Raw genomic sequence first — 14,745 nt, 5'->3', positions numbered from 1 at the left:
TCACCGGCATGAAGATCGACGACCTCGTGATCCCCGAGACCGCCGCCTGCGTCGCCGCGCGCGAAGTGGCCACCGCCTACTGCTCGCCCGCGCTGCTCAACCATTCGATCCGGTCCTACCTGTGGGCCGCCGCGCACGCGAAAGCGGCCGGCATCGCCTTCGACGCGGAACTTCTCTACGTGGCGGCCTTGCTGCACGACATTGGGCTGGTGAAGGAGTTCGACAGCCACAGCGTGTCCTTCGACGAGGCCGGCGGACACGTGGCCTGGGTGTTCGCGGCCGGGGCCGGGTGGCCCGTGGCGCGGCGGGTGCGGGTGTCCGAGGTGATCGTCCGGCATATGTGGTCCTCGGTGGACGTGGAGGAGGACCCCGAGGGGCACCTGCTGGAGTTCTCCACCTCGGTGGACATCTCCGGGCGGGGCGTCGACGCGATCCCCGCCGACCTCCGCGCGGCGGTGCTGGACCGGTACCCGCGCCTCGGCCTCAAGGACGAGTTCGTCGCGTGCTTCGAGAGCCAGGCCGCGCGGAAGCCGGACAGCTCCGCGGCGGCCGCCGTGCGGAACGGCATCGCCGCGCGAGTCGCCGCCAACCCCCTGGACGCCTAGGAGACAGGGCCGGTGCAGGCCGCCGTGTGGTCGAGGTCAGATCGCTGTCAATTCCGGAACGATCCGGTGACCGGATCCGCACACCGTGAATACAATGCGGGTCGCTCGGCTCGCTTGATCATCCTAAGGAGACCTCATGGCAAGGAAGTTCGGCCGGATAAGACTGGCGGCCGCACTCGGCGCGGCGTGCGCGACGCTGGTCGTGCTCCCCACGGCGGCGCAGGCAGCTCCCACCGCGGCGCAGGCCGCGCCCGCGGCCGCCGATCCCCATGCCGGCACGCTGGCGGCCCTGAAGGCGTTCCAGTCGGCCGCGGGCCCGGGCGCCGGTGTCTACGCGGGTGACGCCGCGAACTCCTGGAGCCTTTCCGTCGGTACCGGCACCATCAACACCAACGCCCCGATCCAGTCGAACGAGCACTACCGGATCGGCAGCCAGACCAAGACCTTCACCGCGGCCACGGTCCTGCAACTCGTCGACGAGCGCAAGGTCTCGCTGGACGACCCGATCGAGAAGTACCTGCCCGGCGTCGTCGCCGGCAACGGTTATGACGGCAACGCCATCACGGTGCGGCACCTGCTCCACCAGACCAGCGGTGTCGCGGTCTACGAGCCGTTCTCCATGCCGCCCGCCAGCAACCCGGACGGCTCGTACTCCCTTGAAGCGCTGGTCCGGGAAGGGCTGAAGCGCGCCCCGGCCGCCGCGCCCGGCACCAAGTTCGTCTACTCCAACACCAACTACCTGATCCTCGGCATGCTCGTCGAGAAGACCACCGGGATGCCGGTGCACCAGGCCGTCACGGACCGGATCGTCACGCCGCTCGGCCTGACCCGGACGATCTTCCCGGCCCCCGCCGACCGCTCCCTGCCCACCCCGGCCGTACGCGGGTACCACGGTGTGCGGGTCGGCGGGCTCTACTTCTGGTCGCGGGTCCTCGACTACGACCCGTCGGTCTTCAGCAGCGCCGGGGCGATGATCTCGACGGAGGAGGACCTCACGACGTTCTACCAGGCGCTGATCGGCGGCAAGGTCGTCTCTCCGGCCGCTCTGGCCGAGATGGAGAAGACCGCGGGCGCGGAGGGCGAGGACGGTGGCTACGGGCTCGGGCTGCTCAGGCGCGATCTGCCCTGCGGCGGCTCGGCCTGGGGTCACAACGGTGCGGTGCCCGGTTACTACACCTACACGATGGTCACCGCGGACGGCCGCCATGCCTCCGTGGTGACCAATGCCCATCTCGCGTCCAACATCCCCAGCGCGCAGATGGACAAGGTCGTGACGACGGCCCTGTGCGAGAACCGCTAGGAGCGTGGGTCGGTGACGAGCGAGCGGCTCCGCCGGCCGTGCCACCTATAGATCCGCCGGGCGGGTAAACCCGTACGCGCGCTCGACCTTGGCCACGTGGACCGCGAACGAGGCATACCAGTGCTCGCGTCCGTGCGCACGGGTCACAGCGTGCTCCGCGTGATCCCGCCAAGCGGCAATCGATTCCTCGTCACTCCAGTACGACACCGTGATCCCCAGGCCGTCCGCGCCGCGAGCCGAATCGACACCGAGGAATCCCGGCTGGTCGGCAGCCAGTCTCAGCATCTGTTCGGCTCTGTCCTCGTAGCCGTTGTCGTCGGCGGTCCGCACGGAGGTGAACACCACCGTGTAGTAGGGCGGGGCGGGCAGCGGCGCGGGCGCGAGATCGGCCACGGAGGTTCTCCAGCAGACAACGGCAGGGGTATCGCCTCGAACGATCTCGCGAACCCATCTGAACCCACAACCCCGCTGTCCGGTTATTGACCCACGCTCCCAGGCGGGTCCGGTCCGGACGCGCCGGTGACCGACGCGCGGTCGGGCCCTCCTGCGGAGCGCCTCGCGCGCCATGTGGCGTGAACCGAGGGGGACGCGGTGGTCCGCGCGGGTGTAGACGGATGCCCGAACGCATTCACTCTGTCCCGTACCGAGGTGATGATGAAGACCACGACATCGCTCGCCGTCCCCCTCGCCGTCGGACTGGCGCTGACGGCCGCCGCCGTCGCCCCCGCCTCGGCGGCCACCGCACCCCGTACGTATCAGGGGAGCGCCGCCCCCGCCGAGGTCGTCCTGGGCAACAAGGACAACTACCGCACGGTCGCGGTGCGGAGCGGGGACATGATCCGTGTCGAGCTGAAGGGCTCCCGGTCGGCCGGCTCCGTCTGGGCGTGGGACTTCCCGGCCTCCTCCGACTTCGCGGTGCTCAGACCCGCCGGCGTCGGCCAGTCCGGGAACGGTGACGCCTGGGGCGACTTCCGCGCCCTGGACAAGGGGACGGCCGAGATCAACTCCACCGAGCAGTGCTACCCCGAGGCGGGCTGGCTCTGCCCCGCGGTCATCATTCCCTGGAAGGTCACGATCGTCGTGCAGTGAGCCCGCCCGGACATCCCCTCCGCCTCACGCGCCCGCCGCGTAACAGTGGACCGTCACCGTCCGGTCCGGGCCCCAGCGCTGTTCGGCGGTGGTGAGACGGGTCCAGCCCGCGCGCTCGTACAGCGCCGTCGCCGCCGTGTCGGAGGCGACGACGTCGAGGACGGGGTGCAGGGCCCGGCGCCGGGCCTCGTGGGTGGCGGCCGCCAGCAGGAGCGCCCCGGCGCCGTGGCCCCTGGCGGCCGGTGCCACGAACAGGCGGCCGACCACCACCGCCGCGTCGGCGCCCGGGCCCCGGCGCGCGCCCCACACGGCGGGCGCGGTGTCCCCCGCCCCGGCGCGGCACAGGGCGACGTGCCCCGCGACCTCCCCGTCCCGCTCCGCCACCCAGGCGGCGAGCAGGGAGGAGGGAGTCAGCCAGGCCGCCGGGTCGGCCGGCCAGTCCAGGGGGTAGGCGTCCCGCGCGTGTACCTGGGCGAGCGCGGCCGCGCAGCCGCCGAGATCGGCCGCGCTGCGCGGGCGTACGCGGAAGGGGCTCTCCGTGGTCATCCGGAAAGGGAAGCACACCACCCGGTCGGCCGGCCCGCCCCCGTCCGCGCCGGTCCCGGACGTACCCGCCGGCTCCGGTCCGGTCCCTCCTGTCACATTCCTCCGTCGGCGCGGGTCATAGCGGCAGGGCAAGGAAACCCACTCGCGCTCTTGGAGGAGCCATGTCGTCACCCATCCTGGTCACCGGCGGTACGGGCACGCTGGGCGGCCACGTCGTCCCCCTTCTGCGGGCCGCCGGCCGCGACGTGCGGATCCTCAGCCGGCACGCCCGCCCGGCCGGCGACGGCGTCGAGTACGTGACCGGGGACCTGCTCAAGGACGAGGGGATCGAGGCCGCCGTGGCCGGGGCCGAGATCGTCCTGCACCTCGCGGGCGGCCCCAAGGGCGACGACGAGGCCACCCGGAACCTCGTCCGGGCCGCGTCACGGGCCCGGGTGCGGCACCTGGTGTACATCTCCGTCATCGGTGCCGACACGGTCCCGCTGGGCTACTTCCGGTCCAAGCTGGGCGCGGAGCGGGCCGTCGCCGAATCCGGGCTGCCCTGGACGACGCTGCGCGCCGCCCAGTTCCACGACCTGGTCCTGATGGTGGTGCGGAAGATGGGGAAGTCCCCGGTGGTGCCGGTCCCGGGCGGGCTGCGCTTCCAGCCGGTGGACTCGCGCGAGGTCGCGGCCCGGCTGGTGGAACTGACCCTCGGCAAGCCGGCCGGCATGGTGCCGGACCTGGCGGGGCCGGAGGTCTACGGGATGGGCGAGCTGAGCCGGGGGTACCTGAGGGCGAGCGGCAAGCGGCGGCTGATGATGCCGGTGCGGGTGCCGGGGAAGGCGGGGAAGGCGTACCGGGCGGGGGACAACCTGTCGCTGGACGGGGTGGAGGTGGGGGAGCGGACGTGGGAGGCGTTCTTGGCGGAGCGGGTGGGGTAGCGGGGGTTGGTGCGGGGCCGTGCCGGGCGGGGGCCGGGGCCGGGGCGGGCGGGGTGCCGCTGCGCGGGGCCTTTCCCCAGCCCCGCCCCTTCCCGTAACCGGGGCAAGCCCCCGGACCCCCGTTCCGCGCTCCGCGCGGTGGCCTCAAACGCCGGCCGGGCTGGATTTTTTCACTCCGCTGGCCGCCTCAGCCGCGCCACGAACTTGTACCGGTCCCCCCGGTACACCGACCGCACCCACTCCACCGGCTCCCCCTGCGCGTCCAGCGAGTGCCGGGAGAGCATCAGCATCGGCAGGCCCACGTCCGTGCCCAGCAGGCCCGCCTCGCGCGGGGTGGCCAGGGACGTCTCGATGGTCTCCTCCGCCTCCGCGAGGCGGACGTCGTAGACCTCGGCCAGGGCGGTGTAGAGCGAGGTGTACTTGACCAGGCTCCGCCGCAGCGCCGGGAAGCGCTTCGCCGAGAGGTGGGTCGTCTCGATCGCCATGGGCTCGCCGCTCGCGAGCCGGAGCCGCTCGATGCGCAGGACCCGGCCGCCCGCCGCGATGTCGAGCAGCGAGGAGAGCCGGTCGTCGGCGGTGACGTAGCCGATGTCGAGCAGCTGTGAGGTGGGTTCGAGGCCCTGGGCCCGCATGTCCTCCGTGTAGGAGGTCAGTTGCAGCGCCTGCGAGACCTTGGGTTTCGCGACGAATGTCCCCTTGCCCTGGATACGTTCCAGGCGTCCCTCGACCACCAGCTCCTGGAGGGCCTGGCGAACGGTCGTACGAGAGGTGTCGAACTCCGCGGCGAGGGTCCGCTCCGGTGGCACGGGGGTGCCGGGAGGCATGGTTTCGGTCATGTCCAGCAAGTGGCGTTTGAGGCGGTAGTACTTGGGAACGCGCGCGGTCCGCGCGCCGCCCGACGCGCTGCCGCTCTCCGCCGTACCGCCCTCGGTCACCATGGTGTGCCTTCCCGACTCCGATCCTGCTGCTGTCACCGGCTCCTCCGTCTGTCGCGGTCACATGGTGGCACGGGCAGAGCCCGAGGGGCCCGGAGATGCCCAGGTCGAGCTTGAGGTGTCGGTCCGGTAACGGAGCCGACAGCGACTCTTATACACCCTTGACACCCCAAAAGGTCTAGGCCAAGCTGCGGGCACTGGTCTAAACCATTAAAGACCACATTCGGTCCTTGAGGAGAGTGCTGTGAAGCGAGGGCTCATAGCGGCGACTGGTGTCGCGGCCATGCTGGTGAGTGTTGCTGCCTGTGGGTCCAGCGACAGTGACAACGGGTCGGGCGATTCCGGCGACAAGGCCAAGAGCCTCACCGTCTGGTTCATGGACGGTTCGAACCCGGCGGGCTGGACGAAGACGGTCCAGGCCGAGTTCGAACAGAAGACCGGTGCGAAGCTGAATATCCAGGTCCAGAAATGGGACGGAATTCAGCAGAAGCTCACCACCGCGCTCTCCGAGTCCAGCCCGCCGGACGTCGTCGAGGTCGGTAACACCCAGACCCCCTCGTACGCCCAGACCGGTGGCCTCGCCGAGCTCGGCGACCTGAAGAAGGAGATCGGCGGGGACTGGACCGAGTCCCTCAACAAGCCGTCCGTCTTCGAGGGCAAGCAGTACGCCGCCCCCTGGTACGCCGCGAGCCGCGTCGTCATCTACAACAAGAAGGTCTGGGCGGACGCGGGCGTCAAGGAGACGCCGAAGACCCGCGCCGAATTCTTCAAGGCCCTGGAGGCCATCGAGAAGAAGGGCGACGCCGAGCCGCTCTACCTGCCCGGCCAGAACTGGTACTTCTTCGACGGCCTCACCATCGGCACCGGTGCCGATCTGGTGAAGAAGGACGGCAAGAAGTACGTCTCCAACCTCGCCGACCCCAAGGTCGCCAAGGCCATGGACATCTACAAGCAGTACCAGGCGTTCAGCAAGGCGCCCAAGGACAAGGACGAGGCCACCCCGCAGCAGGCCGACGTCTTCGCCAAGGGGAAGACCGGCGCCTTCATCGGCATGGGCTGGGAGGCCGCCACCGCCATCAAGGCGAATCCGGCCATCGAGAAGGAGATCGGCTACTTCACCATTCCCGGTGAGACCGCCGACAAGCCCGAGGGCGTCTTCCTCGGCGGCTCCAACCTCGCCATCGCGACGGGCAGCAAGAAGCAGGAACTCGCCAAGGAATTCCTGAAGATCGCCCTGTCCGACAAGAACGAGGGCGCGCTGGCCAAGGAGGTCGGCTCGCTGCCCAACAAGGACTCCCTGCTGGGCAACGTCAAGGGCAACCCCGCCGCCGAGGCCGCGGCCCCGGCCGCCAAGGGCGGTGGCACCACGCCGCTGATCCCCGAGTGGGCCCCGGTCGAGAACGCGCCGAACCCGATCAAGGCGTACATGACGGCCGTCCTCAACGGGAAGTCCCCGGAGGAAGCCGCCAAGCAGGTCGAGGGCGACATGAACAAGCGCCTCGCCCAGAAGCAGTGACCCATCGGTGATCCGCCGATGACCGGCGGGGCGGCCCACGGCCGGCCCCGCCGCTCACCGCGCGCCACCGCGTACCACGGCAATACCGTTCGACAGGGGAGAAGGCGGACGACGATGTCAGCGCAGATCGAAGAGGTGGCGGCGGATCCCGCCCCCCGGATCGGCAAAGGCGGCGCCCCGCCGCCCCGCGACGGCAAGGGGCGGGCCTCCCAGGGCGTCCCGTACCTCCTGATCCTCCCCGCCGCCGCGGCCACGGTGCTGCTGCTCGGCTGGACGCTGGTGAAGAACGGCATGCTGTCGTTCCAGAACCTCAACCCGCGCCAGCTGATCCAGCACGTCACCGAGTGGAACGGCGTCGACAACTACACCGAGGCGCTCGGCAGTTCCGACTTCTGGAGCGTCACCGGCCGGTCGGTCGTCTTCACCGCCGCCAATGTCGTCCTGATCATGGGCGCCGGCTGTCTGATCGGCCTGCTGCTCGCCCGGCTCGGCACCAAGCTGCGGCTGCTGCTCTCGCTCGGCCTCGTCCTCGCCTGGGCCATGCCCGTCGTCGCCGCCACCACCGTCTTCCAGTGGCTCTTTGCCCAGCGGTTCGGCGTCGTCAACTACCTGCTGGACTCGCTCGGCTGGCACTCCATGGCCGACTACAACTGGACCAGCGGGCAGTTCTCCACCTTCTTCGTGATCACCGTCCTGATCGTGTGGCAGTCGGTCCCCTTCGTGGCGATCAACCTCTACGCGGCCACGACCACGATCCCCAAGGAGCTCTACGAGGCCGCCTCGCTCGACGGCGCCGGCCCCTGGAAGCAGTTCACCTCGGTGACCTTCCCCTTCCTCAAGCCGTTCTTCCTCGCCACGACGTTCCTCGAAGTCATCTGGGTCTTCAAGTCGTTCACCCAGGTCTTCGCGATCAACGAGGGCGGGCCGGACCGGCTCACCGAGACCCTGCCGGTCTACGCGTTCGTCGAGGGCATGGGCAACCAGCACTTCGGCGCGGGCGCCGCGATCTCCATCCTCACCATCGTCATCCTGCTCGCCCTGACGGCGTACTACCTGCGCCTTGTCCTCAAGCAAGAGGAGGACGAGCTGTGAAGCGATCCCTTCTCGGCCGCGCCTGGCCCGGAACAGCCGCGGTCGTTCTCTTCGTGGTCTTCGCCTTCCCCGTCTACTGGATGTTCGCCACGGCCTTCAAGGCCAACAAGGACATCGTCAGCGACACCCCCACCTGGTTCCCCACGAGCCCCACCTTTGAGCACTTCTCCAAGGCCGTGGACGCCGACGGCTTCTGGACCCTGGTGGGCAACTCCCTCATGGTCACCCTGATCGCGGTCGGCCTGTCGCTCGTCATCGCGCTGCTCGCGTCCTTCGCCGTCGCCCGGATGCGTTTCAAGGGCCGCAAGAGCTTCATCCTCGTGATGATGATGGCCCAGATGGCCCCCTGGGAGGTCATGGTCATCGCGTACTACATGATCGTGCGCGACGCCGAGATGCTGAACAGCCTCCCGCCGCTCATCGCCATCTACACCGTGATGGTGCTGCCCTTCACCGTCCTGACGCTGCGCGGCTACGTCGCCGCCGTGCCGAAGGAGCTGGAGGAGTCCGCGATGGTCGACGGCTGCACCCGCGCCCAGGCGTTCCGCAAGGTGATCTTCCCGCTGCTGGCGCCCGGTCTGATGGCCACCTCGCTCTTCGGCTTCATCACCGTCTGGAACGAGTTCCCGATGGTCCTGATCCTCAACAAGGACCCCGCCTCGCAGACGCTGCCGCTCTGGCTCACCAGCTTCCGCACCACCTTCGGCGACGACTGGGGCGCGACCATGGCCGCGTCCTCGCTCTTCGCCGTGCCCATCCTGATCCTCTTCGTCATCCTCCAGCGCAAGGCGGTCGGCGGTCTCACCTCCGGCGCGGTGAAGGGCTAATACTCCATGGACACGCTCACCCGGGACGCCCTGACGGTCCTCCAGCCCGGCTTCGAGGGCACCACCGCCCCCGACTGGCTGCTGAGAAGGGTCGGCGAAGGGCTCGCCTCGGTCGGCCTCTTCGGCCGGAACATCGACTCGCCCGAGCAGCTCGCCGCGCTCACCGAGCGGCTGCGCGCCGAGCGGCCGGACGTCCTCGTGGCGATCGACGAGGAGGGCGGCGACGTCACCCGGCTGGAGGTCCGCACCGGCTCCTCCTTCCCCGGCAACCTCGCGCTCGGCGCGGTCGACGACACCGAGCTGACCCGCGCCGTCGCCCGGGAGCTCGGCCGCCGCCTCGCCGCCTGCGGGGTCAACCTCAACTGGGCGCCCTCCGCCGACGTCAACTCCGACCCGGACAACCCGGTCATCGGCGTACGGTCCTTCGGCGCCGACCCGCGCCTGGTCGCCCGGCACACCGCCGCCTACGTCGAGGGCCTCCAGTCCGCCGGCGTCGCCGCCTGCACCAAGCACTTCCCCGGGCACGGGGACACGGCCGTCGACTCCCACCACGACATGCCGCGCATCGACGCCGACCTCGCCACGCTCCACGCGCGGGAGCTGGTGCCCTTCCGCGCGGCCGTCGCGGCCGGCACCCGGGCCGTGATGAGCGCGCACATCCTGCTGCCCGCCCTGGACCCGGCACTGCCCGCCACCCTCAGCCCGACCGCCCTGCACGGGCTGCTGCGCGCCCCCGTCACCGAGGGCGGCCTCGGCTTCGACGGCCTGATCGTCACCGACGGCATGGAGATGCGGGCCATCGCGGACACCTACGGGATCGAGCGCGGCAGCGTGCTGGCGCTCGCCGCGGGCGCCGACGCGATCTGCGTCGGCGGCGGCCTGGCCGACGCCGGGACCGTACTGGGGCTGCGGGACGCACTGGTCTCCGCCGTCCGCGCGGGCGAGCTCGCCGAGGAGCGGCTCGCCGACGCGGCCGAGCGGGTGCGCGCCCTGGCGCGCTGGACCTCGGGGGCGGGCGCGGCGCAGGAGGGGACCGCGCCCGCCCCCGAGGTGGGGCTCACCGCCGCCCGCCGGGCCCTGCGGATCACGGCCGCCGTGCCCTACGAGCCGCAGACGCGCCCCGTGCACGTGGCCGCGTTCACCCCCGTCGCCAACATCGCCGTCGGCGACGAGACGCCGTGGGGCGTCGGGGCCGAGCTGGCCCGGCTGCTGCCGGGCACGACGACCGGCGCGTACGGCAGCGACGAGGCCGGCGCCGACCGGGTGCTCAGGGACGCGGCGGACCGCCGTGTCGTCGCCGTCGTCCGCGACGCCCACCGGCACCCGTGGATGGCCAAGGCGCTCGACGCGCTGCTGGCCGTGCGGCCGGACACGGTGGTGGTGGAGATGGGGCTGAATGTCGCGCCTCCGGTGGGGGCGCTGCATGTGGCCACGCACGGCGCTGCGCGCGTTTGCGGCTTGGCCGCGGCGGAGGTCGTGGCGGGGGCGTAGTTTTCCCCTGCCCGCCCCTTCCCGGAACCGGGGGCTGCGCCCCCGGGCCCCCTTTCCGCGCTGACGCGCGGTGTCCTCAAGCGCCGGACGGGCTGAAATTCAGCCCGTCCGGCGCTTGAGGACGCGCCCGGAGGGCGCTCCCGCCGCAGGCGGCGAACCGGCCCGCACTCGGGAGCGCCCGGCCCGCACGCGGGCAACCCCTGCGCAGGGGCGCCTACAGCCCCTGCCAGGCCGGCTTGTTCGTGTACGTGTGGCGGAAGTAGTCCGCCAGCTTCAGCTTGGAGGCCGCCGCCTCGTCCACGACGACCGTCGCGTGCGGGTGGAGCTGGAGCGCCGACGCGGGCACCAGCGCGGAGACCGGGCCCTCGACCGTCTGCGCCACGGCGTCGGCCTTGCCCTCGCCGGTGGCCAGCAGCACCAGGTGGCGGGCCTCCAGGATGGTGCCGATGCCCTGGGTGATGACGTGGTGCGGCACCTGGTCGATGTCGCCCTCGAAGAAGCGGGCGTTGTCGACGCGGGTCTGCTCGGTCAGGGTCTTGATCCGGGTCCGGGAGGCCAGCGAGGAGCACGGCTCGTTGAAGCCGATGTGCCCGTCGGTGCCGATACCCAGCAGCTGGAGGTCGACGCCGCCGGCCTCCGGCAGCGCGCGGTCGTACGCCTCGCACGCGGCCTGGACGTCCTCGGCGGTGCCGTCGGGGCCCATGAAGGACGCCTCGGTCAGGCCGAGCGGCTCGACGACCTCGCGCAGCACCACCGAGCGGTAGGACTCCGGGTGGTCGGCGGGCAGGCCGACGTACTCGTCGAGCTGGCAGACGCGGGCGCGCGAGGCGTCCACGGCACCCGCGCGGACCTTGGCCGTCAGCGCCTCGTAGATGGGCAGCGGGGTAGAGCCGGTGGCCACGCCCAGCAGGGCGTCGGGCTTACGGCGCAGCAGGGCGGCCATGGCCTCCGCGATGAGCTCGCCGCCTGCCTTGGCGTCCGGGACGATGACAACTTCCACGACGGGCCTGCCGATCTGGAGAGTGGAGGAAACTCTTATGGGTGGTATAGACCAATCTAGCAGAGGGGCCGCCCCGGGCACGGCGCGCCGCCGGCTGGCGGTCCCGCCGGAACCCGTGGTCGACTGAAAGGGCACGCGGCCGGGGACGGGCGCCGCCCGGCCGGCCGCACACCCGCCGGCGGGAGGCATGCGGCATGACTCGCGAGAAGCCGGGCCGGATGATGGCCGACGAGATGGCCGAGCAGCCCGCCGTGCTGCGCCGGATCCTCGACGAAGGGGCCCCGGCGGTCCGCCGGACCGCCGGGCGGATCGCCGCGCGGCACCCCCGCTTCGTCCTGCTGACCGCCCGGGGCACCTCGGACAACGCCGCCCTCTACGCCAAATACCTCCTGGAAGTGCGGCTCGGCAAGCCCTGCGGCATGACCTCCATGTCCACCGTCACCGCCTACGGCGCCCGGCCGGACCTCACCGACGTGCTGGCCGTCACCGTCAGCCAGTCCGGGGGCTCGCCCGACCTGGTCGCCTCCACCCGGGCGGCCCGCGAGGCGGGCGCGATCACCGTCGCGGTCACCAACAACCCGGACTCCCCGCTCGCGGCGGTCGCCGAGTACCAGGTCGACATGCTGGCCGGACCGGAGAAGGCCCTTCCGGCGACCAAGACGTACACCGCCTCGCTGCTGACCCTGTACCTCTTCGTCGCCGGGCTGGCCGGGGACGACGGCGCCGAGGCGCGGGCGCTGCCCGGCCTGGCCGAGCGGATCCTCGCCCGGGGCGCCGAGGTCGGCCGGCTCGCCGCGCGCTACCGCTTCGCCGGGAGCATGGTCCTCACCTCGCGCGGCTACGGCTATCCGACCGCCAAGGAGGCGGCGCTGAAGCTGATGGAGACCAGCTACATCCCCGCCCTCTCCTACTCCGGCGCGGACCTGCTGCACGGCCCGCTCGCCATGGTCGACAACGTCTCGCCCGTCATCGCGATCGTCCCCGACGGCCGCGGCGGCGAGGCGCTCCAGCCGGTGCTGGAACGGCTGCGCGGGCGGGGCGCGGACCTCTTCGTGGTGGGGAACGAGGGTGCGGTGGCGGGGGCGTCGGCGGGGTTCGCACTGCCGACGGCGGGGGTGCCGGAGGAGCTCCAGCCGGTGCTGGAGATCCTGCCGCTGCAGATGCTGGCGTACGAGGTCTCGATCGCGCGGGGGCGGGATCCGGATGCGCCTCGGGCGCTGGCGAAGGTGACGGAGACGCGGTAGCGGGTCCGCTGCGCGGGGCTTTGTCCCCTACCCGCCCCTTCCCGCAGTATCCGATGTGCGGCTCCGCCGCGCGGGGGGGCTCCGCCCCGGACCCCGGTCCTCAAGCGCCGGACGGGCTGAGTTGTTGCCCGGAACCGGGCTGAGAGGTTGTTGCCAGGGGCCGGGCGGAAAGCCGAGCTCGGACAGGGGCAAAATCCAGCCCGGCCGGCGCTTGAGGCCACCGCGCGTCAGCGCGGAACGGGGTCCGGGGCGGAGCCCCGTTCGGTAAGAAGGCGATGACTCGAAGCAGGCCCGAAGTGCGCACGCACTTCGGGCCGCGGCGCCTGGTCCGGGACCCTCGACCCGGTTCGGCACCGCAGCCCGGAGCCGCCATCGGCCCGACCGGGTCGTGGGGTGTGCGGACCCCGCGGCCGGAGAGGCCGACCTGAGGCCGGGCGCGATCAGGGCAGAGAGCGCCGGGCCCCGCTCCGCCCTCCTGTGCGGGGAGGACGGACGCTTTGCCCTTTCATTGTGGACTAGACCATTTGGCTCTGTCCATGCCTGTGCGGCCGGTAGGTGGAACGAAATGCCGCCGCGGCCCCGCCGACGGCCACGGGTAGGCTCACAGCGTGCCCTCCATGAACGACCTCGTACGCCAGCACACCGCCCTGGGCGACTCCGACCTGGAGTGGCTCCACCTGCTGGTCTCGGAGTGGCAGCTGCTCTCCGACCTGTCCTTCGCCGACCTCGTCCTATGGGTTCCCACCCTCGACGGCACCCGCTATGTCTCGGTCGCCCAGATGCGTCCGAACACGGGCCCGACGTCCTATCAGGACGACATGGTCGGCCACCTCGTACCGCGCGGCCGGCGGCCGATGCTCGACGCGGCGCTCGACGAGGGCCGGATCGTCCGGGAGGGCGACCCCGAGTGGCGCGAGGAGGTCCCGGTCCGGGTGGAGTCGATCCCCGTGCGCCGTGAGGGCCGGGTGCTCGGTGTCATCGCCCGCAACACCAATCTGCTGACCGTCCGGACGCCCAGCCGGCTGGAGCTCACCTATCTGCAGAGCGCCTCCGACCTCGCCCAGATGATCGCCAACGGGGCGTTCCCGTTCCCCGGTCAACAAGTCGACATGGACGCGTCGCCGCGCGCCGGTGACGGCCTGATCAGGCTCGACGCGGACGGCGTCGTCCAGTACGCCAGCCCCAACGCGCTCTCCGCCTATCACCGCCTCGGCCTCGCCGCCGACCTCGTCGGGCATCATCTGGGCGAGACCACCGCTCAGTTGGCGCCCTCGCGCGGCCCCGTGGACGAGTCGCTGGCCAAGCTCGCCAGCGGCTGGGCGCCCCGGGGGTTCGAGGTCGAGGCCAGCGACGGGGTCATCCAGCTCCGGGCGATTCCCCTTAAACCCAAGGGAAATCACATCGGTTCGCTCGTACTGCTGCGCGATGTCACCGAACTGCGTCGGCGCGAGCGAGAGTTGATCACCAAGGACGCCACCATCCGGGAGATCCACCACCGGGTGAAGAACAATCTGCAGACGGTAGCCGCCCTGCTGCGCCTCCAGGCCCGCAGGATCGGTTCGGCCGAGGGCCGGGAGGCGCTGGAGGAAGCGGTCCGCCGGGTCGGCTCGATCGCGATCGTCCATGAGACGCTCTCGCAGAATCTGGACGAGCGGGTCGAATTCGACGAGATCGCCGACCGGGTGCTCGCGATGGTCGCCGAGATCTCCCCCGGCCGGGTGGCCGGCCGGCGCACGGGCCGCTTCGGCATCCTGGACGCCGAGGTGGCGACCCCGCTGTCGATGGTCCTGACCGAGCTGCTGCAGAACGCCATGGAACACGGCTTCGGACCGGGGGAGCAGGGCACGGTGGAGGTCACCGCGATGCGCAGCGGCACCCGGACCGACTCCCGGCTGATGATCTCCGTCCAGGACGACGGGCGCGGCCTGCCGGAGGGCTTCGACCCGCAGCGCGCGGGCAATCTGGGGCTCCAGATCGTCCGGACGCTGGTGGAGGGGGAGATGGGCGGGTCGTTCGACATGGTGCCGGCGGTGGGGCGGGGTACGCGGGTGGTCCTGGACATCCCGGTGAGGGCGGAGAAGGGGTGAGGTCCGGGCGGGCTGATTTCAGCCCGTCCGGCGTTTGAGGACCGGGGTACGGGGCGGAGCCCCGGTTCGGGAAGGGGCGGGTAGGGGAAA

General features: G+C 71.4%; 14 protein-coding genes. 10 read left to right on the top strand and 4 right to left on the bottom strand.

Annotated features, from left to right (window positions below; all coding sequences use genetic code 11):
* The first annotated feature begins 8 nt into the window (after positions 1–8).
* Complete coding sequence (locus tag AF335_RS25250; RefSeq protein ID WP_102920707.1) at positions 9–605, top strand: HD domain-containing protein; 597 nt, start codon at positions 9–11, stop codon at positions 603–605.
* Positions 606–741: 136 nt separating this feature from the next.
* Entirely contained in the window at positions 742–1,905 is a 1,164-nt protein-coding gene (locus AF335_RS25245) for a serine hydrolase domain-containing protein (RefSeq protein ID WP_102920706.1), read from the top strand.
* A 45-nt stretch (positions 1,906–1,950) separates the two neighbouring features.
* Here the strand turns inward: AF335_RS25245 and AF335_RS25240 are convergent, their stop codons facing one another.
* The gene (locus AF335_RS25240) at positions 1,951–2,298 is read right to left on the bottom strand and encodes an antibiotic biosynthesis monooxygenase family protein (RefSeq protein WP_102920705.1); all 348 of its coding nucleotides are present in this window, start codon (positions 2,296–2,298) and stop codon (positions 1,951–1,953) included.
* 261 nt (positions 2,299–2,559) lie between these two features.
* Between AF335_RS25240 and AF335_RS25235 the strand changes: the two genes are divergently transcribed.
* Positions 2,560–2,994, top strand: a complete 435-nt coding sequence (locus AF335_RS25235; RefSeq protein WP_102920704.1) for a hypothetical protein — start codon at positions 2,560–2,562, stop codon at positions 2,992–2,994.
* A 24-nt stretch (positions 2,995–3,018) separates the two neighbouring features.
* Here the strand turns inward: AF335_RS25235 and AF335_RS25230 are convergent, their stop codons facing one another.
* Entirely contained in the window at positions 3,019–3,540 is a 522-nt protein-coding gene (locus AF335_RS25230) for a GNAT family N-acetyltransferase (RefSeq protein ID WP_102920909.1), read from the bottom strand.
* A gap of 161 nt (positions 3,541–3,701) precedes the next feature.
* Between AF335_RS25230 and AF335_RS25225 the strand changes: the two genes are divergently transcribed.
* Entirely contained in the window at positions 3,702–4,463 is a 762-nt protein-coding gene (locus tag AF335_RS25225; RefSeq protein WP_102920703.1) for an SDR family oxidoreductase, read from the top strand.
* A gap of 170 nt (positions 4,464–4,633) precedes the next feature.
* Here the strand turns inward: AF335_RS25225 and AF335_RS25220 are convergent, their stop codons facing one another.
* Entirely contained in the window at positions 4,634–5,401 is a 768-nt protein-coding gene (locus tag AF335_RS25220) for a GntR family transcriptional regulator (RefSeq protein WP_087926329.1), read from the bottom strand.
* Between the two features lie 241 nt (positions 5,402–5,642).
* Between AF335_RS25220 and AF335_RS25215 the strand changes: the two genes are divergently transcribed.
* From AF335_RS25215 to AF335_RS25200, 4 genes are all read left to right on the top strand, one after another.
* Positions 5,643–6,914 (top strand): extracellular solute-binding protein, encoded by a 1,272-nt coding sequence (locus AF335_RS25215; RefSeq protein WP_102920702.1) that lies wholly within the window; start codon positions 5,643–5,645, stop codon positions 6,912–6,914.
* 114 nt (positions 6,915–7,028) lie between these two features.
* Positions 7,029–8,006, top strand: a complete 978-nt coding sequence (locus AF335_RS25210) for a carbohydrate ABC transporter permease (RefSeq protein WP_102920701.1) — start codon at positions 7,029–7,031, stop codon at positions 8,004–8,006.
* Positions 8,003–8,833: a carbohydrate ABC transporter permease gene (locus AF335_RS25205; protein ID WP_102920700.1), complete on the top strand. Its 831-nt coding sequence runs from the start codon at positions 8,003–8,005 to the stop codon at positions 8,831–8,833. Before AF335_RS25210 ends, AF335_RS25205 begins: the two co-directional genes overlap by 4 nt.
* A 6-nt stretch (positions 8,834–8,839) precedes the next feature.
* Positions 8,840–10,324 (top strand): glycoside hydrolase family 3 protein, encoded by a 1,485-nt coding sequence (locus tag AF335_RS25200; protein WP_102920699.1) that lies wholly within the window; start codon positions 8,840–8,842, stop codon positions 10,322–10,324.
* A 214-nt stretch (positions 10,325–10,538) separates the two neighbouring features.
* On the opposite strand, the gene nagB is transcribed toward AF335_RS25200, so the two are convergent.
* Complete coding sequence (gene nagB, locus AF335_RS25195) at positions 10,539–11,324, bottom strand: glucosamine-6-phosphate deaminase (RefSeq protein ID WP_102920698.1); 786 nt, start codon at positions 11,322–11,324, stop codon at positions 10,539–10,541.
* A gap of 194 nt (positions 11,325–11,518) precedes the next feature.
* Here nagB and AF335_RS25185 point away from each other — a divergent pair, with 194 nt between their 5' ends.
* Both AF335_RS25185 and AF335_RS25180 read left to right on the top strand, forming a co-directional pair.
* Positions 11,519–12,568, top strand: a complete 1,050-nt coding sequence (locus tag AF335_RS25185; protein WP_102920697.1) for an SIS domain-containing protein — start codon at positions 11,519–11,521, stop codon at positions 12,566–12,568.
* A 617-nt stretch (positions 12,569–13,185) separates the two neighbouring features.
* Positions 13,186–14,655, top strand: a complete 1,470-nt coding sequence (locus AF335_RS25180) for a sensor histidine kinase (RefSeq protein WP_102920696.1) — start codon at positions 13,186–13,188, stop codon at positions 14,653–14,655.
* Positions 14,656–14,745: the final 90 nt, after the last annotated feature.

The sequence above is a fragment of the Streptomyces eurocidicus genome (assembly GCF_002891295.1).
GTDB classification, from domain to species: domain Bacteria; phylum Actinomycetota; class Actinomycetes; order Streptomycetales; family Streptomycetaceae; genus Streptomyces; species Streptomyces eurocidicus.
Note: the sequence above shows the minus strand (reverse complement) of the source record. Positions and strands in the feature narration are given on the sequence as shown.